The sequence below is a fragment of the Phycobacter sedimenti genome (genome assembly GCF_038148855.1).
Classification (GTDB): domain Bacteria; phylum Pseudomonadota; class Alphaproteobacteria; order Rhodobacterales; family Rhodobacteraceae; genus Phycobacter; species Phycobacter sedimenti.
This window is the reverse complement of sequence record NZ_JBBVGR010000007.1, coordinates 37,767-59,681: the sequence shown is the minus strand read 5'-3', so window position 1 is coordinate 59,681 and position 21,915 is coordinate 37,767. Positions and strand designations below refer to the sequence as shown.

Here is a 21,915-nt window from a genome sequence, read left to right as displayed (position 1 = left end):
CGCTTGCGGTGCAGGAATTCCGGGCAAGAAAGGCTGTGAGACGTAACGGTTTGAAAAAATTTCATTTATTCTGATGGGAGCGAATTTTTTGCAAGAAATGCATCTCTCGCCGAGATTCCCGCTTGACCCCGGGGGCACCATTCCGTAAATCGCCTCCACACAGCGAGTGGCGGAGTAGCTCAGCTGGTTAGAGCAGCGGAATCATAATCCGCGTGTCGGGGGTTCAAGTCCCTCCTCCGCTACCAAGTTTCCCTTCGTGTCAATATTTGTGATTGTGCCCTGATAAGTCGCTCAGGATTGCTGCGAAACGTTGCATATGGTTCGTGGTCAGTCGTTCTGCTCGAAAGCGTGCACTCCTGTGGCGGACAAGTTCAACAAACCAGACCTCGCATTCTCCACACAGCTCCCCAGAACCGTCACCTCATATTCTGGTTGCGGGAGAATGATGCAGTTTCTAGCAGGGTCCAGTGCATGCAAAGCGTTTGAGGTCAAACGGTTCATCTGACACCCGCGGGTATTGGGGGGAATATTACCGTAAAACATAGTCCTGGAGAATTGTTTGCGAGGGAAATGACGGCGCCATGCAGTTCTGCGACTGCTTTGACAAGGCTCAGCCCCAGCCCGTTGCCCGGTGTCGTCCGGCTCTTCTCCACCCGGTAAAATCGGCGAAACACCTTCTCTCTCTCCGGTTCGGGAATGCCGGTGCCGTTGTCGGACACCACAAAGGCAACCCCGTCCCCTGTTGCACCAAGTGATACCGCAATGCGGGCGGTCGGCGGGCAGTGGCGCAGCGCGTTTTCAATGACATTTGCCATCATTTGCGTCAGCAATTGCTGGTCGCCAAAAACGCCCAAGGGCCCTGGTCCGGCGGTGAATATCAGAGTTTGGTTGTTTTCCTCTGCAACCACGCCATAGGCGTCCTCGATGCGCGCAAGCACGGTGATGAGGTCGATCTGGCTGAAATTCTCGCGCCTTGCGCCGGCCTCAATCTGCGATATCCGCAGCAATGCGTGGAAGGTCTCTATCAGATCGTCAGCGGCCTCGATCATTTCATCGACATCCCCGGCCAGTGCGGCAGGCAGGTCCGGGTACTGGCCGATCGCTTCAAGCCTGCGCCGCAGTCTCTGCATGGGCGTGCGCAGGTCGTGGGCGATATCGGCGGAAATCTGTTTCTGGCTTTCCACCAGTTTTTGTAGCTGGACAATTGTTCTGTTGATTTCATCCGAAAGACGCGCAAGGTCATCGGCGTCATTTCTACCCGGCGGCACACGGGCCTCAAGGTTACCCTTTGCCACATTGCTGAGCGTGCCGGACACCTGCCGCAACCGGCGTTCCGTGCGGCGACCGACAGCCACGCCGGCCCCCGCGCCGACCATGAACATGAAAATGAAGCCGACAAGGAGACCTGCAGCAAGCCCTTCGAGCAACTCGGCCAGGAAATAGGTGCTGGTGCCAATAACAAGCCTATTGGAGCCCATTGGAATTTCACGCAGGATATAGCCGAAGCTCTCGTTTTGGCTTGGGCCGTCAAACACTATGGCAGAGGCATCCGCATAACCGATTGCAACCCCTTCAGAAACCCCTCTCACGTTTCCGGCGAGGCGGCGCCCATCGGCATCCTGCAGCAGCGAGATACGGTGATCTTCGAAATTGAAGGCGCTGTAGGTTGCCAATTCCGCGATAACGCCATCAAGCCCTTTTGCATCGAAGGCCTCGAGAAATACAGCCTCTTCCTCGACCAGCTGTTCCTTGATCCACTTGGTGATCTCGTAGTCAGCCAATTTGTAGGCAACGGCAAAGACCAGTGCTGTCAGCAGGGAATAAAGTAGTGCAAACCGCAGCGATAACCGGATTGAGGTGGAGCCGCGCAATCGGCTCAGGAGCGGGCGGTTAGCCATGAAGGCTGTAACCCGCGCCGCGGACAGTGTGGATGAGTTCCACCTCGAAGGGTTTGTCAATCTTGTTGCGCAGCCTGCTGATATGGGTTTCCACTACGTTTGTCTTTGGGTCGAAATGGAAGTCCCAGACGGCCTCAAGCAGCATGGTGCGGGTCAGGACCCGCTCGGCGTTGCGCATCAGGTATTCCAGCAGGCTGAATTCACGTGGTTGCAGATCGACAGGCGTGCCGCCACGGGTCACCGTGCGGCGGATCAGGTTCATTTCAAGGTCGGCCACACGCAGAACGGTCTGCTCTGCCTTCAGCGGCGGGCGACGCACGAGCGCGGCAAGGCGGGCGGACAGCTCGTAGTATGAAAACGGTTTGATAAGGTAATCATCTGACCCGGCCTTTAAACCGTCCACCCGGTCATCAATGCCATCCATCGCACTCAGGAACATGATGGGGGTATTCACACCGGCGCCGCGCACCGATTTTATCAGCGTAAGCCCATCAAGCCCCGGCAGCATCCGGTCAAAGACCATCACGTCGTAATCATTGTCCAAGGCGTTGAGAAATCCGTCCTTTCCATTGTCGCAGTGATCAACCGCATGGCCCTCAGCCCTGAGGCTGGTGGTGATGTAGTCGGCCGTCTCATGATCGTCTTCGACAACGAGAACACGCATTCCAGAGCTTTCCAAAGAAGGGCGATGTCACTTTTCATACGCTGTTTTCACCACCCGTCAAGCCACCGGGAGATTACCGATTTGTATAGTTTCGGCAAGGTTCGGGAGACATGCGGGGACCTACCCAGTCCTTGCACTCAGGAGCAGGACTTCAAGCCCTATGACGACAGCCACCTCTTTCCCGACCATGCCACAGGACCGCAACATCGGCGCGCGGCAGCAGGCGCGCGTGCATAGAAACGGTCCTGCATTCGCTTCGTCTGATGCGCGCACGCCCAAGGCAAGCGCATCGCGCCATCCGGATGGAAGTGCGGGCGCAAGGGGACGCTGGAATGCTCTGGCGGCGCTGGCCCTGCAGCGCCCTCGGTTCACGCCTTCGGTGCTGAACCTCATTGTCGCCTCCTACATGATGCTGGCGTTCAACACCGTGTTCTGGGGCCATCTGCGCAGGCTATTCGACGGCGCTCCGATGAATGTCCTGCTCTTTGCCTGCGCCGTTTGGATGCTGACGTTTTTCACCCTTAGCCTGTTCAGCCTGCCAAGAGTGCAGCGTCCGGCGCTGTCTTTTTTCATTCTGCTTGCTGCGGCCGCCGCATGGTATCAGGACCATCTTGGCGCCGTGATCGACAAGCTGATGATTCAGAACGTCATGAGCACGACCGTGGCTGAGTCCCGGCAACTGATCACGCTGCCCTATCTGCGCCATATGGCGCTCACCGGCCTATTGCCTGCCATGCTGCTGCTTTGGCCGCGTATCACCTATCCACCGACGCGCCATTTGCTGTGGAAAATGCCGCTGACGGTGGTTGCGAGCTTCCTTCTGACCTTCGGGTTTCTCTTCATCAACCTCAAGGCAAACGTCTCGATCATCCGTGAACATCATGAACTGATGGGCAGCTATCAGCCCGGTGCTACACTCGGCGCCATCGCGCGGTACACGAAGATGGAGATCCGGGCCAGAAACACCGAGGTTGCTCCATTGGGGCGGGATGCGGTTAAGGGACCCAATCTATTGGCTGCTGACAAACCCGTTCTGCTGGTCATCTTTGTCGGTGAAACTGCGCGCGCGCAGAACTTTGGACTCAACGGCTATGAACGGGACACGACGCCGGAACTGGCAAAGCTCGATATCCTGAATTTCAGGGATACGTCTTCCTGCGGAACATCGACAGCGGTTTCGGTTCCCTGCATGTATTCCCCGTTCCCGCGCGCGGACTACAGCCACCAGCGGTTCATGGGCAGCGAGAACCTGCTGGATGTGCTGCAGCATGCGGGGATCAAGCCTGTCTGGATCGACAATAATACCGGCGATCAGAGGGTCGCCCTGCGTACCGGATCGCGCCGGATAGATGCCACCATCGGCTCTGCGGCCTGCGCCAGCGGAGAATGCACCGACCAGGCTCTTCTGGACGCCTTGGAACAGGAAATAGGCATCATTGAGGAGGACACCGTTCTGGTCCTGCACATGATCGGCAGTCATGGGCCTGCCTACTACATGCGATATCCGCAAGAGTTCGCGCCTTTTGCCTCCGACTGCCGAACCGCTGAATTTGACTATTGCACGCAGGCGGAAATCACCAATGCCTATGACAATTCCATCGCCTATACCGATCACATCCTCGCCAGCGCGATTTCGCGCCTTCAGGAACAGGATCGGGTTCTGCCCGCGATGATCTATCTGTCCGATCATGGGGAGTCCCTGGGAGAGGCCGGGCTGTATCTGCACGCCGCGCCGATGTTCATGGCCCCCGAGGTCCAGACCAAAGTGCCCTTTCTGATGTGGCTGCCGAAAAGCTTTCGCCAGGCCATGCAGCTAAATGACGCCTGCCTGACTGAAATGACCACGCAACCTGCCAGCCAGGACAACCTGTTTCACACGGTGCTGGGCTTGATGGACGTTTCGACCGCAGTTCGCCAGCCCTCCCTTGATCTGACCTCTCATTGCCACTCCGAAAGGCCCAGTACATGAAAACACGCACCCCCTCGGCGGACGTCCAGCAGCAAGAGATCCCAGCAGCGGCCACCGGCGCAGCGCATATCCTGGCTGCCACCCGCTATTCCCTGGCAGGAGGCCGACGCCTTCTTGGCGAAACCGCTGCCCGGCAAGAGTTGGCGGTCGGCCTTGTCGCGCTCTTCCTTCTATTGTTTTTAGGTGCATCGCTTATGCAGATTTTGGCCTTTTCCATTCTCTTCGCCCTGCTACTCGCGGTAGAAGCCTTCAATACGGCGATCGAGATATTGACCGATCAGATCTCTCCTGGCTGGTCGCTGGCGGCGAAACACGCCAAGGATTTGGGGTCTCTTGCGGTTGCTCTGATGGTCATTGCGAATATCGTCTGCTTTTTGGGGATCGTGTTTGCCCTGCCTGCTTGAGGCCACGCGTCCCGATGGTGGCGGCACAATCTAAGCCGAGAAGACGAGCAGTTTGGCGCCTTTGGTGACGCGTTTGACGTGGCCTCTTGAAAACACCAATGTGTGACACACCTGACGGTTTGGATCTCCCGACCACCCACTCGATCAACAGGAACACCAACGTAGCGCAGGCAATGCGCGACACTGTGCAAACGCTCGGAGCATCGCTCCATTAGCTTTGATAGATGTAGGTGCCGGGCGCATCCGCGATTTGAGGGTATCCCGCAGCCGGGGCACCCATCTCAGGCGGGTTTGTCATCTTGTTTGATGCATCGGCCAGCCAGCGGGACCAGTCACTCCACCATGAGCCTTCGATCGGATCATGTGTTGCGAACCATGTATCCGGGTCCACATAGCGCGCATCCTTGGGCCTTTGCCCGACACGGTAGTGGCGCCCGGGGTGGCCAGGCTCGCTCAGGATGCCACCGTTGTGGCCCGAGTTGGTCAGGGCAAATCTTAGGGTCAGGACTCATTGAGTTTCAAAGCCAGTAGATAACGAGTGCCGCGAGTGCGATAGCTGACAAGAAGACCTTCGGGCACCTGTCGTATCTGGTCGCGACCCGCCGCCAATCCTTGAGCCTGCCGAACATGATCTCGATGCGATTGCGGCGTTTGTATCTGCGCTTGTCGTACTTGATGGATTTCTTACGCTGTTTCCGGCCAGTGATGCAGGCGCGTATCCCTTTGTCTTTCAACGCATCTCGGAACCAGTCGGCATCATAGCCACGATCCCCGAGCAGCCAATCTACCTTTGGCAGGCTACCAACGAGAGCCCGTGCGCCGATGTAATCGCTGACCTGACCGGCAGTGACAAAGAGGTTCAGAGGGCGCCCTTGGCTGTCGCAGATGGCGTGCAGCTTTGTGTTCATGCCACCCTTGGTGCGTCCGATCAGACGGCCACGTCCCCCTTTTTCACCGCTAGGCTGGACGCCGTGCGATGGGCTTTGAGATATGTTGCGTCGATCATGACTGTCTTATCCTCACCATGATCAGCGGCCAAACCAATTAGCATCTCGGCGAAGATGCCCTTGTCGCTCCAGCGCTTCCAGCGATTGTAGAGCGTCTTATGCGGACCGTATTCCCTGGGCGCATCGCGCCATCGTAAGCCGTTGCGATTGATAAAGATAATCCCACTCAAGACCCGCCGGTCATCAACGCGAGGCTTCCCGTGGGACTTTGGAAAGAAGGGTTTCAGACGGGCCATCTGCTCGTCGCTCAGCCAGAAAAGATCAGACATGTTCACCACTTTTGGGTGCGATGAATCACGCCGCACAGCGGAAATCAATGGGTCCTGAGCCTAGCCCGCACAAGGCTTCCGGTACTCAGGTAGATGCCTGTGTGTGTGGGTTATGAATAACAGGCTGGGCTGTTGGCCTGCCGGAAGCCTTGTACGGGGCGCTGTGAAGCATGACGCGAGTGTTGAAGGGGGATCTCTGACCTGTCTCGTGCAGGCGACGAATTAGCCTCACCTGCCTGCGGTCAGCTCCAGCAAGGCTTCCAATGCAATCCGGAAAGGGGCTTCGGTTTCGATATTGCCTCTCAAGGAGGCCATCCGGAACATGAGGGCGATCCCGAGCTCCGCATCTGACATTGGAAGCCCCAAGGTTTCTACAAGTACTTCCTGAACCCCGGGATAGTATTCCTGAATGGCAATGATCAGGAACTTGCGCTCATCCAGGCCCAAAGTATGTGCCAGGGTCTGGATCTGTTTCAGCGGCACGCGCAACTCTCCGCTGGCCATCTCGGAAATGATGTCGGCCTGTTTGAAGCCGCATTGGTCTGCAATCTCCCGGTGGGTCAACCCGCTTGCCTTGATACCTTTTGCCAGGCTGGTCGCTGTGGTGCTGAAGGGCATGTCATAACTCCGTTCATCTGTTGATCGATGAGCTATGATAGTTGCGAAGCAGGGGTCCTTTTCAGGATTGCCTCACAGGCCTTTTCAAATCTGCTGCCTATATCGCCCCTCGCCCCTCGCCCCTCTGTCTAGGACTTCGGATATGCTTGTCTTCCTCAATTTGAAGGTAGGTTTCGTCCACAGAGAAACGGGTTACCACTTATAGTGGTGCAAACTTGCCCTTGATATCCCAGAGCGCCGCATCACCCTGAATGTAGAAGACGATCTGAACATAGGGAATTAGATCCAAATCTTTCCAGATAACGCGTTTCAAGGTTGTCGTGGTTTGTGCTTTTCGGCCCGAGCCGCCCGCACGGGGCCGATTCCACATTTTCCAACTCCAGGATAACTTTTTCAGGTGCTGTTTGACCTGCGGGCCGATCAACTCAAAGCACATGAGAACATTGCCTTGGGTGACGTAGCGCGCCAGCGGTATATCGGTTAGCTCAACCGACTGCTCCCGTCGGCCGATGCCCGGACCGCTGCTGACATAATGGACAGTCATGTGGCTCACCATGCGTCCCCGTTTGTCTATCTGTCCTTCCACGCTGATCTTGTCGCCATAAGAGGCGAACCTGCCCACGAAACGCCGACCTTTCCACCGAAGCTGTTGCTCGTGCGCGGTCGTCTGCACATTGGGGATGGGGCGACGCACGCGATAGCCATCCTTTCTAATTCCAGATGCCTGTGTCCAACGGTTTTCGATCTTGCCTTTCTTGGTGACGGTTCCTTCAACGGTAAGCCCTAAGGTCAAATCAACCTGCGTTGAGGCCCTGAGGCTGTTCCACAGTACGGATCGGCTTGCGGCATCGGACCGCATAGCAAGGTGAGCCTGCTGGTATAACCTGAATTTCTGAATCAGGATGCCATAGCTTTCGCTGTCGTTCCATTTCGTTCCCCAACTCTTTTTGTGTCGGTCAGGCTTGGAGATAGACTGTTCGGTAAAGCCAAGATGCGCGATTACGCGACCCGCTAGGTAGTCTGCGAAGTTTTCAGAGCCGGAAAAGACATCATTGCCTTTTAGCTGAACCGCTTCGGGTTCCTTCAGCTTGTTGGGGCGGAGTTCCCGCTCCTTGATATGCCAGAACTCGTGAGCCAGCAGGGCCGCCGTTGCGATCGGGGACTCGGCAACGCAGGTGCTCAGCTTGATCACGCCGCCCATATAGGCCTTGTAGGGATGCTTTTTCCCTTTTGCATCGGTGTGGGTGATCTTGCGCAGGGTGCCCGGGGAAAAGAGTTCACCGTGCGCATTGATTTCTTTGGTGCCGACCGTGTTCTGAAACAGAATGATCACGTGCCGGTCTAGTAAGCTTTTTGCAATGCTCTTGTAGCCGGGATCTTTTGTTGATCGTTTGTTTGCCTTGGCGCGTGCGGCAGCTGCCCTGTCGAGAAGTTTAAAGGCGCGCAGCAAGGTATCCGCGTTCGGGATATCTCCCGCTTTCAAGGCTTTCAGGTAGTCTTGATAATGTGCATGTTCACGTTGCGGCAGCGTGGCCTTCGGTGTTGATTTTGGACGGAAGCGACCGATCAGCCGGGCGTTATAGGTCGATGTGTTCGGCTTGTATCGTCTTTTCTTCCTGTGGGAAGACTTTGCGGTGTCAGCTGTTTTTGTCATCTCTGATTGGCCCCGTGATGATCGGCTTGATGGCAGAGCCCCGGCGGCCCTACCAATGTCCGTTATCGTAAAATCCGCTTTGGGCTGTAGCCTAGCGAGGAGCGGGGCGGAGGACCTTGACGGATGTCAACTGGACCTCTCTCTCCCGGTTTCAGTCCGATCGGTTCTGATCCCAGGTGTCGACCTACTTGCTGTTCTTGATCGATAGCACTGAGATAGGCGTTCACCGAACCTATATTGTCTGACAGGGGGTAATCTGCGTGATCAGGTCTGGATGGGTAGGGCCGGAGAGCGCGGCCAAAAAAGCAGGAGGCAGTAAGAGGGGAAGGGCAACAACAGAGATGCCTTACAGGCCGGGCTCTATTCTGTGGCTACAGTGTGGTGAACCAGCAACGTCCAGGTGTTGCCGGTAGGTCTGAGTGGTTGACATATGTCAATTGTTGAATTCAAGATCCCGTGTAAGCGTCGCGATTAAGCTTTGAAAATTCAAGAGTAGAAAAACTACGGGGCATGCTGAAATGAAGTCCATAAACAATTTCTGGAAACTGGGTACCGTTGCCCCGGCAGCGCTGCTGGTGCTGACTGCCGGAACGGCATCGGCCGATTTGCTGGCCGACGATGTTCTGATCGGAACCAGCGGTGACGGTCTGGTTTTTGCCGATCCGGATGAAGGAATCGATCCGCCTGGCGCAAAGGCCGTGACCTTTACCAGAACACGGGTGCCGGATGGTTCCGGCGGTTTCGACTACGTCGATCCGTTCGAAGAGATCATTACCGACTTCTCCGGTCTGACCTCCCGCGGAGATGTCACCAACTGTCTGATGGCCAGCAAGGCAGATGTCTATTGCGATTCTGCAGGCGGGTCGGGCAAGCGGATCAAGACGCAGCTGACCGGCAGTTCTGCCTTTGATATCCGACTGAGAACGGTTGCCAGCGCGACATACCCGTCAGTTGACTACTTCACTTTCGGCAAGACTTCGAACTTCACCGGAGCCCGAATGACGGGTTTCTCTCTGCAGTTGCTGGATGCGGATGGCAACGCGATGGGCACCTTGGCCCCGTCGGAGGCGGTTCTGTTCAACCTGGCCGCAACGGATATCGGTATCGGTGCGCGGCTGCCTGACGGTCTGTTCGGGGCCGGCGGTCAGGAAGGCGACATCGGTTTCTTCTCCAGCGATCGGGCGGCCTTGGCCCGGACGACGGCTGTTGACGAACTGACGTTCGGTGCTTTGAACAATGCAGAGTATCTGGCCAGTTTCGGTGATTCGTTCATTGATGACACGATGACGCCGGACGGTCTGTTCTGGGATGACAACAATGATCCGACCGATGAGTCGGCGCTGGTCGCTTGGAACGATCTGTCCAACGGTGGTTGGACCTACGGCACGCTGGATATCGCAGCGAATATCGATGCACGTCTGACCGAGCTGGCAACGGCGCTGGGTGTCAGCGTCGCTGACCTTGGCTATGTTGCAGGCGGTCTCGTGCCTGATGACATTGTCGCTGCGGCGCAGGCCAACGGCCTTTTTGCGGTGGATGAGATCGAAGACCTTCGCAATGCGAACCTGAATTTCACAGTGACTGTCGGCAGCATCGATGACGGTGAGTTCACATTGCGCATCGTGCCGCAGTTTGCGCCCATCGTGTCCAGTGCGACGTCGACCTATGAGTTCAAACTGGCCGGTTACTTGGATGGGGCAGCAAATGTGCCCTATCTGGATCTGGGCAATGCGGCGACCTACCAGACGGCGATTGCCGATATGATGGCGATGACGGCGGCCGAACGCAGCCTTGCATTGACCAGCACCGGTTTCAGCTTCGCTCCGGCGTTTGCCAACCTCGGCTTTGAAATGTCCCGTGGCCAGGTTGATGCGATCTTTGGTATTCCGTCCCAGAGCGGTGCCGGTGCCGAGGGTGTCGCAACCCGAAACAGCAGCTTTGATACCATGCAGATGGGAGAGGGCTGGACCGGTCTCTTCTCGCTGAATGGTCGTCAGTCCAGCTATGATCCTACAGCCACCTCTGTTGGCTATGATGTGGACATCGCCTCTTTGATGATCGGTCTGGAGAAGCATCTTAACGCAAACACCACTTGGGGCGCGGTTCTGGGCGTTGCAGACGGTAGCGCCGATGCGCAAAGCGGCCTTGGTGGGGTCGATTTGAGCAGTGTCTCGTTGACCGCCTATGGTCGGTTCGGTTTCGGTAATGGCGGCACGGTCAAGGCACTGATCGGCTATCAGGACAACTCCTACGACTCCACCCGCAACGTCTTCGGCCAGACAGCAATGGGCAGCACCGATGGCTCCCAAGTCTATGGCGCATTACAGGCCGAGTACATGCAGAGTGCTGGTGCGCTGCGTTGGGGGCCCTTGGCGTCGCTGGAATACTATGACATGTCGGTTGATGCCTTCAACGAGACAGGAGCAGGCGCTTGGAACCTGAACGTCGATGGCCTGTCTAGCGACATGGTGCTTGGTTCGGTGGGTGTGCGAGGTGAATATGATCTTGCTGGTGCCCAGGGCCTCACCACGATCACTGGTGGCCTGGAATACACCTTTGCATCTGGCAGCGACTTCGCAGTTCGCAGCGGATTCATCGGTCTGCCGGGAACGCCCCTGCCGGTTCAGGGCCTGGATGACGATTGGATTGACGTCAAACTGGGCTTTGAAACTCAGCTGGCGTCCGTTGGATCCGGCGCGTCGAGGGTTTATGGTGGCTATAGCGGTTCGATTGGCAGCAACTATGAGAGCCACAGCCTTCAGATTGGTCTGAACTACGAGTTCTAAACTACCACATTTTGTCATAACACTGCGGGCGAGATATCGTTCTGGTGTCGGGCTCAATTTTCTTTAGGCGCAGGCCTCATTGGTTTCGGCCGCGCCTCTAGATTCATCGCGCCGATGTGATCGGCGACCTGCCCGGCCACCACAAAGCGGTTCAGAAAGGCGTTGAAATGATAGGGGATATGCGCCTGTACCCAAGGTAGGAAGCAACGAAAGGCAAGCGTCCGATACGACGAGCGACGTTACAAGCGATGTAGCGGCCCCTGTCATGATCTTGCTCTGCAATTCACAGTCGGGCAGTGATTGAGATCATGTTCAGCAGGCTCAAGGACGTGAGGTGCTTGGCGACCCGTCCAGTGTCTTCGGCTGGTTCTCCACCTTCAGGACCATCATACTGCATTTGTATGGATGCCGTTGTGATCCTGTCTTGGCTAAAGTTGATCTACCAAAACTGAAAGTAAGCCAGTCTTGGGAAACTGATTTGAAACTCTTCAGTGCTACATTGAGGTTTAATTGGGTAGTCGTGTTGGTAACGCGACTGAAGAGGCCCCTTAGAAATTGATCGAGTGTATCAAAGCCGGGCTCGGATTTCGTGGAAGGAAGTCTGAGGTGTGGCCCGTAATGTTGGTAAAGTTTGGATCACGTTAGAAGCGATGACGTTCACACTGGGGTCAGATCTCGAACAAGTGATTGGCGCCCAAAGCAAAATGGTGCGGGCTGATCTACCCTCGCGGTGGGCCTCGATTACTCTGGTTAGTCTCCTTTGTTTCTATTATCTACCTGTTCACTTTTTGCTTGCGGTCTACCTTTGCTATGTGATCGTCGAGATTGTCGGTTTGCTAGTTTATCAGAGCATTGCCAGCCAGGCTACATTTTGGAATTCCACCGCTCTACTTCTCTCAGCGTTTCTGGGAATCGGTGTCTTTATTACTCTGCCACTAGCACTGTATGTGCGCCCGGAGCCTTTCCCCAAGTTGATGGGCGCCATGCTGATTACCATCGCAATGACGCATAGTGTGGTTACACGATCAGCATGGCTGCTCTTCGGTGTAATCACGGTGCTGCCATTGGCCGGCGCGCTTTCCTTCATGCTGATCCTTCATCTATATGAAAGTGCTTCAACGATTGAACAGATGATCGCTGCTTGCTTAGTGGTCATTGCCACCTTGTACATGCTGAATGCTATGAGGGAGCAATATCATTTGACGCGCCGTCTGAGGCTTTCCGCCGAGGATGCAAACGAGGCAAGCAAGGCAAAGAGCCGTTTCATGGCGTCAATTAGTCATGAACTGAGAACGCCGCTCAATGCGATATGTGCTATGTCAGAGTTGATAGAGGACGATGCCGGAAAGGATAGTGTCCTAGAAGAACGTGCCGCCTTATTAAATAAATCAGCCCAAGGACTTAGGGCAATTTTGGATGACGTCCTGGATAATGCAAAAATCCAAGCCGGACGTTTTGAGCTGTATGAGGTCCCAGCGGATCCTCGTGAGGAAATTTCTTGCGCGGTGGAAATGTTCCGCCCAGCTGCTGAGGAAAAAGGGCTGAATCTTGATCTGAAGATCCATGAAACGGTGCCCGGTTATGCCGAATGCGATCCACTGAGACTGCGCCAAGCGATCAGCAATTTGGTTTCCAATGCAATCAAATATACGGAAAGTGGAGGTGTCCGCATCAGGGCATGCTGTCAAGACAAGTTCGGTCGGACTGAGTTGATGGTAGAGGTTGCTGATACCGGTCCAGGTATCTCAGAAAACGAGCTCCCAAACCTTTTTTCAGAGTTTTACAGAATTGAAGGTACATCTACGATTCGTACACCCGGTACCGGATTGGGACTTTCCATAGCGCGCCAATTGGCACGTTTGATGGGAGGAGACATCAGCGTTTCATCAAGGCTTGGAAAAGGTAGCCAGTTCAATTTGGCGGTTCAGATCAGGTCGATTGAGGCGCCAACTAAACCTTTGCGGGATGGCGTAGACAAGCTAGGCTCAAATGAAGAGATCGGGATACAAAAACTTCTTGTCGTTGATGACACAGCGTCCAATCGCGTCGTTGTGCGTTCACTGCTTGGGAAGGCCAAGCTGGAGATCTCCGAGGCTGAAGATGGAGACGTCGCACTAAGAATGATGGAAGATCGGGACTTTGACGTTGTGTTGTTGGATATGCAAATGCCAAACCTAAACGGACGTGAAACACTGATGGAGATGGTGCGGCGCGGAGGTCGCATTGGCGAAACTCCGGTTATCATGCTGACAGCGAACGCGGCTCCGGAAGACCGAAAGGAGATGCTGGAGTTGGGAGCAAGCGGCTACATCTCTAAACCGGTACGAAAAGCCACTTTGCTCGAGGAAATCCGTAGGGTCTCGAGTGGGAAAAGATCGTGCAGGCTGGATTAGTATTATGTCAACATGGTCTTTATCCCCATGAAATCAGACCGGAGAGGTGAGGGCAGCTTTTGATCAAAAACGTGCGCCAAAGCCATCCTCCCCATTTGCCAGGGTGAACTTAGCATCCTGCGAGGGTTACATCTCACCCTCAACCACGGTGAGGCCAAGGCTGCTCCATGCTTGCATGCCACCGCGATAATAGAAGATTTTCTCTGGTGGATAACCTTCGCGCAACATCGCCTTGATTGCCATCGGTGATTGACCGCACCAGGGCCCATTGCAGAACAAGAGGACCTCCTCAGCGTTCGTACAATCCCAATTGCCCTCGCTGCCTGTGCAACCGACTTCGTCAAGCCGACTTGCCATTTGGGTGTATGGCATGTTGATCGCACTGGGGACCGTGCCGTCGAGATGCCATTCGAGAGTTCTGCCATCAATGAGTTTTCCGCCCTTTTCGGCGAACTTTAGCACCTCGATTTCGCCAACCGTTGTAACTCCGGGCGCAACTTGCATGGGCTGAATGCAAAAGGGCGGACACTTCCGGGACGTCTTTGCATAGGTTGGGTTGACTGTCGCATTCAGGTCCTGGTCGCGCATGATTTCGACTGGGCCGTTGACGGTTTCGACGGTAATACTTGCAATATCGGCATTGATCTTGACGTCGAGATCTTCAGCCAGGACTGGCGGTACGGACATGCCGACGATGGTCCCAAAAACAAAGAAAAGTTTTCTCATAGTACCTCCCAATGAAAATGCGTGAGCGCATTCATGATGAGATTACATCGGAGGTTTGGCATATGTCGAGTGCGCGCGTTCCAACGGGGCCAAGATAGGCGGGAGACATTTGGTTGACGTGACAAGGTGGGGCGCAGAAAACGCCAATAAGCGCAGCGGGATATGATTACATTGCCGGGATGACAGACAGCTACGCCGAGCGGCTTTATCAGCACCGTTTTACCTTGGGTTTGGGCAGCAGTGGCGACGAATTCTGAACGCACCTTCTAGAGCCAAAACAGGGGGCCTATCGTGTCTGATGTCGCTCTCACGAAGCCTGAGCCAATGTCCGCTAGCTGTGGGCTGCGATCAGAAGCCCGGCTGCCGTAATCATAACGCCGAGCATTCTGGCGATATGCGACGCACGGAAGTGACCTGCCATCAACCCGCTCCGATGTTTGGCCCGGCAGGTCTTTCGTTCACGTGTCGTTTTGCGTCCCGGCCACGGCCTCGCGGTCCAGCCCGCCCGTTTCGTTGGGGGCGTTCGGTCACTGTCCAGGGAACCGACCAGCGTCTCCAAGGCCAGAAGGATCTCGCGGAGGAGTTCGCCATCCTGCCCAGCCATCCCTTCATCTTCGGCCACACTGACTTCACAGGCATCATATTCCCAGCGGCGCAGGATCTCGATTTTCTGCGCCTTTGTCAGATGCCGATTCGTCAGGATCTCACCAGGTGTTCGGTACATAGCTGACGTATCACGCAGGCACTGTTCCATATCGCTTTCAGTGGTCATCAGCTGTACTTCTCAGAATGGTCAAAACCTCGCTTATCGGACCTGCAAGGGCCTGCTCGCCGGATCCGGTGATATCGCTTTTGCCATCTACGATGGCCTTTGCATCTTCGACATCTTTCAGCGTCGCGCCCGTTGCCTGAATGGCCGAGATGTTTTGAGGGTCAATATTTCCGAGGACCGTTTTCAGGTTCTCTGGCGTGATTCATATCATCCTTTCACTGCCTTCGTTGTGCATCCATCTTGTTCCTGCTCTCCCCACACGGCGGTGTGGTGTCTGCTCATGGACGGGACATGAGCAGTTGTGAGACTAGACGGGAAGTCCGCGTCTCATGTTGAGAGAGATCAAGGCGAGGGATTTTGAACATGAAAAGATGCAATCGAAGGAAATTATCAACACTTAGGTTTCGCGGATACGATTCAGACCGCCCGGGTCAAGCCTGCCGGGATGCCAATTCCGGACCGAAAGCTATTCTGAAAGCGGAGAGGTAAATCTCATGTCAGACACAGAAGTAAAAGAAGAAAAGATCATCGTTATCAAGGTGCCAGAGGCTGTTGGGGTTTTCGACAGTTTCGAGGCGCAGCAGGCGGCATTCTACGACCTGCGTTCGGTTGGGTTTCACCACTCCGATATCAGTCTCCTGGGCAGTCAGGAGGCCATTGAGGAAAAACTAGGAAAAGGATATTGGCGCGCAGCAGACTTGGAAGATGATCCGAGGGCGCCAAGGGCCCATTTCGTTTCAGAAGAGGCGATCGGAGAGTTGCAGGGGACCATTGCCGGTGGTTTCTTCTTCGTAGGATCCTATATCGCCATGGCTGCGATGCTCACACCTGCAAGCACGCTGGCGGCCTCCATCGCTGCAATTGCCATTGGCGGCAGCCCATCGGCGGTTCTGGGCACCCTGTTGGCGCGTCGCGTTGGGCAGAATCACAAGGAATACTATGCCGAACAGATCCGACACGGTGGCATTCTGATGTGGGTGCGCTGTCGCGACAAGGAGCGCGAGGAGCTTGCCGTCAAAATCCTTAAAGGGCATTCCGGTCGAGATGTGCATGTCCATGGGTGGAGCGAATGACGAACGCCGCCGTCTGCTTCGATCTCTGAGTGATTGCCATGACTTTCGCTCGGCTGGACGTCCGGCCGAGCGTAGATTTCCCTGAAAACAGAGGCTGACATTGGATCTTTCAGTTCAACTTCTGCTGGGGTTTTCGGGCAGCCTTGCCGCAGGGATGATGACGGCGGTGGGCGCAATCCCTGTGCTGTTTGGACGGACTATCAGCCGTAGCTTTCGGGACATGTCCTTGGGCTTTGCCGCTGGTGTCATGCTCTCGGCCTCATTCTTCTCGCTGATTATTCCGGCAATCGAGGATGCTGGCCTGCGATACGGACCCGGTGCGATCCCCGCAGCCATTGCAGTCATCGGAATCCTGGCAGGTATGGCTGCTATCGCTTGGCTGAACGAAACACTGCCACACGAGCATTTTACTTCGGGCCGCGAGGGGCCTGATAGCGCTTCTTTGCGGCAGATCTGGTTGTTCATTATTGCGATTACGATCCACAATTTTCCGGAAGGCCTGGCCGTTGGAGTCGGTTTTGGCGCACACGGGCTATCAGGCGGGATGCCCCTTGCCATCGGCATCGGGCTACAGAACCTGCCCGAGGGGTTGGCTGTGGCGGTCGCGCTACTCGGGGAAGGATATGATCGAAGGCGGGCTTGGGGCATTGCGGCCCTGACTGGTCTGGCCGAACCACTGGGCGGGACGATAGGAGCCGCGATGATTGCGGTTTCAGAGCCGTTTCTACCTTGGGGGCTGGCATTTGCCGCCGGAGCCATGCTCTATGTCATAAGCCACGAGATCATCCCCGAAACGCATAGAAGTGGACACCAAAAGCAAGCGACGCTAGGCCTCGCGATAGGATTGGTCGTTATGCTCTTTCTGGATGTAACGCTTGGGTAAGCGACATGTTGGGAAGCGGACTCCCTGCACGGCAAAGGCCGCGCCCCCCTGCCGACAGGCTTTGTCATGACGGCAGGGGGCTGAAGCCATCAAAAGGATGAATCCTCCGGCTATGGTGGCGTTTTGTCCGAGCACGTAGGGCCAACTCTTTGGTTTTCTCTGTCTGCATAGGGTTTCTGGCAGGCCCGGAAGATTTCTTCGGTTTCGATATTGCCTCTCAAGGAGGCCATGCGGAACATGAGAGCAATCCCGAGCTCTGAATCTGGCAGCTGCAAGCCCAGCGTTTCTACAAGTACCTCCTGAACCCCGGGATAGTATTCCTGAATGGCGATGATCAGGAACTTGCGCTCATCCAGGCCCAAGGTATGTGCCAGGGCCTGGATCTGTTCCAGCGGCACGCGTAATTCTCCGCTTGCCATCTCGGAAATGATCTCGGCCTGTTTGAAGCCGCAGCGGTCTGCAATCTCCCGGTGGGTCAACCCGCTTGCCTTGATACCTTTTGCCAGCCTGGCCGCTGTGGTGCTGTAGGGCATGTCATAACTCCGTTCATCTGTTGATCGATGAGCTATGATAGTTGCGCAAGAGGGGTCCTTTTTAGGATTGTTGCACAGCCCTTTCACACATGAAACCCGTATCGCCCCTCGCACCTCTATAAGGTCCAGTCTCCAAGGCACCCTTGGATCAAGGCATGGCCTTGTAAGCACTTCCACCTCTGTCTAGGACTTCGGACATGGCCCTTTTCCCCGTGATGAAAAACGCAAATCCGGGCGGGTTTTCTGCGGGGATAAAACGGAGTTTGGTCTTGTCGGAAAGCGCGGGGCCTGCGCCTAGCTGTTGAAACCACACTGAAAACATGACTGTTCTGTCCTTGTCCCTCTTTGAGGTGCCTCTTGCCTTTACCGAAGCGCCTGATTGGCCCTCCACAAAGGCGCTTCCCTCGCTCCGCTATGACGTGCAGCCGTACACGCCGACTAAGGCCGGTGCTTCCGTTCAGCCGGTACTGCGTGACCGTTTGATTGCCCATCCGCAGATTGATCTGAACCAATACAGATGCAAGGCAGAGATCGACTGGCTGGAACTCTTCCTTGAAACCCCCGATAAACGCCAGGCAGTCAATCTCCACCGGGCCATAACGCGCATGCTGGAAGAGTTGGGCTCTCAATCGACAATCTTTGTCTCAGGACCAGATCGAAGGAGCGGCTACAAGGGAACGCGCTTCCTTCTGCGGTTTCAGCAACCCAATCCCCAAGTGCTGCGCAGGGTTCTTGAGAAGATCGTTGAGAAATACGTACCGGAACAGACGCCGGATGCACTGTTCCTGATGGGCATCGAAGTCTCCGTGGACTTCTACGCGACAAAGCCCGCCACCCGCAGCGAGACCGAGCTCAACCTTCTGCGCTGGCAGATGGTGGATATATTGCGGCGTCATCTGAGGCCGGAACCAGTCCTGACGGAAAGCGAGCGAGGATGGCCGCGAACCTACGGGGGCGCTTACGGGGGAGACGGGGCAACCTTCCTGTTGAACCCCAGCGCCGCCGATCTGTCTGCGTCAATCGTTCCGCTGACCGCAAAGTACGACCTGCCTGCATCCGCCTTCGTGCCGCTGGACCTGAAGAAACACACCCAGCCCGCCGTTGATCGGACTGCCTATATCGGGGCGCGGGAAGAGGTCGTCTCGCTACGGAGCATGGACAAGTCCACTGACCGGCGCGACCCAGAGGCCGGGACGGCCGTGCCCCTGCGATTGAAAGACTGCCGCGCCCGCCTTGAAGTGACCCTGAAAGCGGAGGAGGGCGAGGTCGGTGGCCACGGGGCGATTGGCCTAGAGCGGGTTGCGGACCTTTACGGGTTCGACTTCCAGAAGGAACTGCGTAAGCTGGTCTTCGAGTTTTTCCTGCCAACCTTTGGCGTCCCCTGCGAGACGGCCTTGCTCGGCTTTCCCGTCAAGGCCAGCGAGATCGAGGTTTTCAAGCGCAGCGGCGTCTACGGGCTGGATCGGCTGCACCGGGCCATCCATGATATAAACCTCTGTCGTCATAAGCAGGGGGTACTTGCCGACAAGCCCGTCACGCTGCGCCGGAAGGGCCGGTTGGTCTCCTGGGAGGAGATGAACAAGAAGGTGAACCGTGCCCTGGATCGCCTGTCAAAAGACTGGGCAGGCTGACCTTTCCGCCAGAGCCCTTCCCCTTGCGCCCGGATGTGCTCTGAGGGGCTCAAATGTTGCGCGTGAGCGCAGGGTCGTGGGTTTTGAAGGGTAGGGCGATGCTAAGGGCGGGTTGCCCTTCAGGGGCGACATTTGAGAGGTTTAGTTTCCGGTTCTGCCTCCCGTTGGTATGCAATACCCGCGGCAAAACCGGCCCATCATCCGCGTGCCCGAAACTTTTCTTCACCAAAATGAGCGTTTTGGGCCTTTTGGGGCTCAGATCGCATCAGCTCTGTCCGGGGCAACCAGGGTTGAGTGAAGCATCGATTTTCCGCTGAATTCGAAGTTGAGGGCGGATCCGCCCACCTAATGACTAGATTCTTCTCTTACTTATTACTTCTTAAATTCTTTAAATATTACGAGCACGGCGTTTTGACGAATTTCAGCCACTGCTACGTCTCTGTAAGAGGTGAGTGTTCTGGGGCGCTGAAAGAATGTGAGCATCAGTTCTCTCCAACACAGATCTTATAGATCCCTCTCTCTGCTGTGCTCTCCCCTTGGAAGGCTGTTGATCTTACCGCTTTGTTCTTTCCCCTGTATTGCTTGCTTCTGCGGGATCTGAGAGTCACGGCGCCTGCTTGTTTTGCAGTCGTTTCAACTGTCGCTGCACTGAAGCAACAGACCAGTCTTTTCCCCGTGTTGTCTTGATGCCCCGGGCGTTTGCTTCATCTGTGATCTCCTTCAGGGTGGGGATGTGATCGGCTGACGAAAGCTCTTCCCTTAGCTTTGCGAGCTCTTCTGCTTTCTTGTCGGCCATGTATGCCCGAGCACGTCTTGAGACTGCTGTTGCCAGGGCTGTCTGTCGTCTCCCTTTGGCCGTGGGTTCTGTTTTCTCAGGTTCGCCTGCAATCTGAAACCTGACTGGGCCTTCGTGGAAGACGATTGATCTGGCTTGATTATCGCTGAACTCGGTAATGGACCGGCCGGTTCGGAGGTCTTTGAAATGCTGTCCATTCTCTCGGATCTCGTTGAGGAGAGCTATGCGGTTATCAAGGGAGCATCGTGAAAAGATCCGGCGGAAGTCATCTGTGTAGAAGCCACGCCCCTGATTTGTTGATATTTCGAGCAGCCCCGTCAGGATCGGTAGTGAAGAGAGGTCATTTACCTGCCGGGAATAATCGAAAAGAACCTCGAACTCCGTATCTAGATTTCGTTTCGCCAGCAGGGTTTCGAAGTTCTTATATGATGCTAGCGTTTTACGATACTCTTTGGGTCGGTAGCGTGGGTTTGGTCCATGTGAAATCAGCGCATAGAAATAGAAGGTGGGCATTGTTGGGTTTATCTTTTGCGTAGTCAGTACGTAAATGTGATATTCACATATCACTGGTGTTTCTTACTGCGCAATACCTCATCCGTTTGAATTTCTTATGTCCGGACAGGGAAATAGCCCGACGGACGTTCCCGGGCAGAGTATAATGCTCACATGAGAGTTTCAAACGTAGAGGTGCATATGAGCCGTCCTGCAAAGACCGTCCGCAATGCCTGCGATGCTTGGCTGAAGCAGTGTGAACGCAACAATCTGGAGCGGGCAACGATCCGGAGCTATCGGGGTCATGTCGACCATCATATCGACAAGAAGATCGGTGATCTGCTGGTCGCAGATCTGACCCGGGCGGATGTGAAGGACTTTCTGGACGATCTACAGGATGAAGGCCTTTCTCGGGCCATGACCAAGAAGGTGCTTGGCAGTCTGCGATCTGCACTGGGCGAGGCGCTGGATCGGGAGTGGATGAGTCACAATGTGGCAAGGGATGTGAAGCTGCCGCGGAACCGGCGCGACGAAGAGGAGCGCACCATTCCCACCAAGGATGAGATCCGGACGATGCTCGACAATGTGCCGGACCGTCACCGCCCCTTGATTGTCACCGCGATCTTCACCGGCATGCGGATCAGTGAACTGCGTGGCCTGACGTGGGAGTGTGTCGACTTTGATCGCAAGCTTATTCACGTCCAGAAACGGGCTGACCGTTTCAACGACATGGGAAAGCCGAAAAGCCGGACCAGCAAGCGCAGCATCCCGATGGCCCCGATCGTTTTCAATGCTCTGACCACATGGCGTGCAGATTGCCCAAAGGGGGATCTCGATCTCGTGTTCCCGAATGGCAAGGGCAAGATCGAGAACCACTCCAACATCCACAATCGCGTTCTGGTGCCCCTTCTTGTGGAGAATGGGATCGTAGACGAGGAAGGGCGGCCAAAGTTCAGCTTCCATGCCTTGCGCCACGCTGCAGCCTCACTGTTCATCGAGCAGAACTGGCCACCCAAGAAGATCCAGGCGCTGCTTGGCCATTCGTCGATCAACATGACGATGGATGTATACGGGCACCTGTTCGAAAGCCCGGAAGAGGATGTCGAGCTCTTCGCCAAGATGCAGGGGGATTTGCTCGCTGCTTAAGTCAGCTGGGTCATCCTGGTGCGCGAACTTGAGACGCGGATAGCTGTCGCAAGAGCTGGGGAAAAACGGGGGCGCCATTGGGTCCAAGCTTTCACTGTGGTGTGCAAAGATAACTCGTGACACATAATTGTCGGTTGACAATAGTATTGGCTATGCCTATTAAGCTGCCCTATTGGCGGCGATTGACCTCATTAAGTCTCA

The 21,915-nt window shown here is 55.6% G+C and carries 19 protein-coding genes and 1 tRNA gene; 10 read left to right on the top strand and 10 right to left on the bottom strand.

What is annotated here, in order from left to right; translation table 11 throughout:
* The first annotated feature begins 168 nt into the window (after positions 1 to 168).
* Positions 169 to 245: transfer RNA gene (locus AADA15_RS13275), tRNA-Met, on the top strand.
* 252 nt (positions 246 to 497) lie between these two features.
* Here the strand turns inward: AADA15_RS13275 and AADA15_RS13270 are convergent.
* Together AADA15_RS13270 and AADA15_RS13265 are read right to left on the bottom strand one after the other, a co-directional pair.
* Positions 498 to 1,898 carry a HAMP domain-containing sensor histidine kinase gene (locus tag AADA15_RS13270; RefSeq protein WP_341642036.1) on the bottom strand — a complete coding sequence of 467 codons (1,401 nt, stop codon included), beginning with the start codon at positions 1,896 to 1,898 and terminating at the stop codon, positions 498 to 500.
* Positions 1,891 to 2,562, bottom strand: a complete 672-nt coding sequence (locus AADA15_RS13265; protein WP_341642035.1) for a winged helix-turn-helix domain-containing protein — start codon at positions 2,560 to 2,562, stop codon at positions 1,891 to 1,893. The genes AADA15_RS13270 and AADA15_RS13265 overlap by 8 nt, the downstream gene beginning before the upstream one ends.
* Positions 2,563 to 2,722: 160 nt before the next feature.
* Here AADA15_RS13265 and AADA15_RS13260 point away from each other — a divergent pair, with 160 nt between their 5' ends.
* Positions 2,723 to 4,531: a phosphoethanolamine transferase gene (locus AADA15_RS13260; protein WP_341642034.1), complete on the top strand. Its 1,809-nt coding sequence runs from the start codon at positions 2,723 to 2,725 to the stop codon at positions 4,529 to 4,531.
* Entirely contained in the window at positions 4,528 to 4,935 is a 408-nt protein-coding gene (locus AADA15_RS13255; RefSeq protein WP_341642033.1) for a diacylglycerol kinase, read from the top strand. The genes AADA15_RS13260 and AADA15_RS13255 overlap by 4 nt, the downstream gene beginning before the upstream one ends.
* Positions 4,936 to 5,146: 211 nt before the next feature.
* On the opposite strand, the gene AADA15_RS13250 is transcribed toward AADA15_RS13255, so the two are convergent.
* From AADA15_RS13250 to AADA15_RS13235, 4 genes are all read right to left on the bottom strand, one after another.
* Positions 5,147 to 5,326 (bottom strand): hypothetical protein, encoded by a 180-nt coding sequence (locus AADA15_RS13250; protein ID WP_341642032.1) that lies wholly within the window; start codon positions 5,324 to 5,326, stop codon positions 5,147 to 5,149.
* A 127-nt stretch (positions 5,327 to 5,453) separates the two neighbouring features.
* Positions 5,454 to 6,211 (bottom strand): IS5 family transposase gene (locus tag AADA15_RS13245; protein ID WP_341642031.1). Its coding sequence is split into 2 segments (ribosomal slippage): positions 5,454 to 5,890 and positions 5,890 to 6,211, totalling 759 coding nucleotides; the frame shifts between segments, so codons are not numbered across the junction.
* 228 nt (positions 6,212 to 6,439) lie between these two features.
* Positions 6,440 to 6,829 carry a hypothetical protein gene (locus tag AADA15_RS13240; RefSeq protein ID WP_341642030.1) on the bottom strand — a complete coding sequence of 130 codons (390 nt, stop codon included), beginning with the start codon at positions 6,827 to 6,829 and terminating at the stop codon, positions 6,440 to 6,442.
* Positions 6,830 to 7,028: 199 nt separating this feature from the next.
* Positions 7,029 to 8,483, bottom strand: coding sequence for a hypothetical protein (locus AADA15_RS13235; RefSeq protein WP_341642029.1), 1,455 nt, complete (start codon positions 8,481 to 8,483; stop codon positions 7,029 to 7,031).
* 518 nt (positions 8,484 to 9,001) lie between these two features.
* On the opposite strand from AADA15_RS13235, the gene AADA15_RS13230 reads away from it, so the two are divergent.
* Both AADA15_RS13230 and AADA15_RS13220 read left to right on the top strand, forming a co-directional pair.
* Positions 9,002 to 11,269, top strand: a complete 2,268-nt coding sequence (locus AADA15_RS13230) for a choice-of-anchor F family protein (RefSeq protein ID WP_341642028.1) — start codon at positions 9,002 to 9,004, stop codon at positions 11,267 to 11,269.
* Between the two features lie 608 nt (positions 11,270 to 11,877).
* A complete protein-coding gene (locus tag AADA15_RS13220) occupies positions 11,878 to 13,662 on the top strand; it encodes an ATP-binding protein (RefSeq protein ID WP_341642027.1) in 1,785 nt (594 codons plus the stop codon).
* Positions 13,663 to 13,788: 126 nt separating this feature from the next.
* On the opposite strand, the gene AADA15_RS13215 is transcribed toward AADA15_RS13220, so the two are convergent.
* A complete protein-coding gene (locus AADA15_RS13215; protein WP_341642026.1) occupies positions 13,789 to 14,388 on the bottom strand; it encodes a rhodanese-like domain-containing protein in 600 nt (199 codons plus the stop codon).
* Positions 14,389 to 14,534: 146 nt separating this feature from the next.
* On the opposite strand from AADA15_RS13215, the gene AADA15_RS19295 reads away from it, so the two are divergent.
* Positions 14,535 to 14,645, top strand: coding sequence for a hypothetical protein (locus AADA15_RS19295; protein ID WP_437343200.1), 111 nt, complete (start codon positions 14,535 to 14,537; stop codon positions 14,643 to 14,645).
* Positions 14,646 to 14,719: 74 nt separating this feature from the next.
* Here AADA15_RS19295 and AADA15_RS13210 read toward each other — a convergent pair whose 3' ends face one another.
* The gene (locus AADA15_RS13210; protein WP_341642025.1) at positions 14,720 to 15,160 is read right to left on the bottom strand and encodes a hypothetical protein; all 441 of its coding nucleotides are present in this window, start codon (positions 15,158 to 15,160) and stop codon (positions 14,720 to 14,722) included.
* Between the two features lie 494 nt (positions 15,161 to 15,654).
* On the opposite strand from AADA15_RS13210, the gene AADA15_RS13205 reads away from it, so the two are divergent.
* Together AADA15_RS13205 and AADA15_RS13200 are read left to right on the top strand one after the other, a co-directional pair.
* Entirely contained in the window at positions 15,655 to 16,233 is a 579-nt protein-coding gene (locus tag AADA15_RS13205; protein WP_341642024.1) for a hypothetical protein, read from the top strand.
* A 154-nt stretch (positions 16,234 to 16,387) separates the two neighbouring features.
* Positions 16,388 to 17,116 carry a ZIP family metal transporter gene (locus AADA15_RS13200; RefSeq protein ID WP_341642280.1) on the top strand — a complete coding sequence of 243 codons (729 nt, stop codon included), beginning with the start codon at positions 16,388 to 16,390 and terminating at the stop codon, positions 17,114 to 17,116.
* Positions 17,117 to 17,226: 110 nt separating this feature from the next.
* Here AADA15_RS13200 and AADA15_RS13195 read toward each other — a convergent pair whose 3' ends face one another.
* On the bottom strand, positions 17,227 to 17,649 hold the full coding sequence (locus tag AADA15_RS13195) for a helix-turn-helix domain-containing protein (RefSeq protein ID WP_341642023.1): 423 nt from the start codon (positions 17,647 to 17,649) through the stop codon (positions 17,227 to 17,229).
* A gap of 320 nt (positions 17,650 to 17,969) precedes the next feature.
* Here AADA15_RS13195 and AADA15_RS13190 point away from each other — a divergent pair, with 320 nt between their 5' ends.
* Positions 17,970 to 19,280, top strand: coding sequence for a hypothetical protein (locus tag AADA15_RS13190; protein ID WP_341642022.1), 1,311 nt, complete (start codon positions 17,970 to 17,972; stop codon positions 19,278 to 19,280).
* Positions 19,281 to 19,884: 604 nt separating this feature from the next.
* On the opposite strand, the gene AADA15_RS13185 is transcribed toward AADA15_RS13190, so the two are convergent.
* The gene (locus AADA15_RS13185) at positions 19,885 to 20,589 is read right to left on the bottom strand and encodes a hypothetical protein (RefSeq protein WP_341642021.1); all 705 of its coding nucleotides are present in this window, start codon (positions 20,587 to 20,589) and stop codon (positions 19,885 to 19,887) included.
* A 180-nt stretch (positions 20,590 to 20,769) separates the two neighbouring features.
* Here AADA15_RS13185 and AADA15_RS13180 point away from each other — a divergent pair, with 180 nt between their 5' ends.
* Positions 20,770 to 21,714, top strand: coding sequence for a tyrosine-type recombinase/integrase (locus tag AADA15_RS13180; protein WP_341642020.1), 945 nt, complete (start codon positions 20,770 to 20,772; stop codon positions 21,712 to 21,714).
* Positions 21,715 to 21,915: the final 201 nt, after the last annotated feature.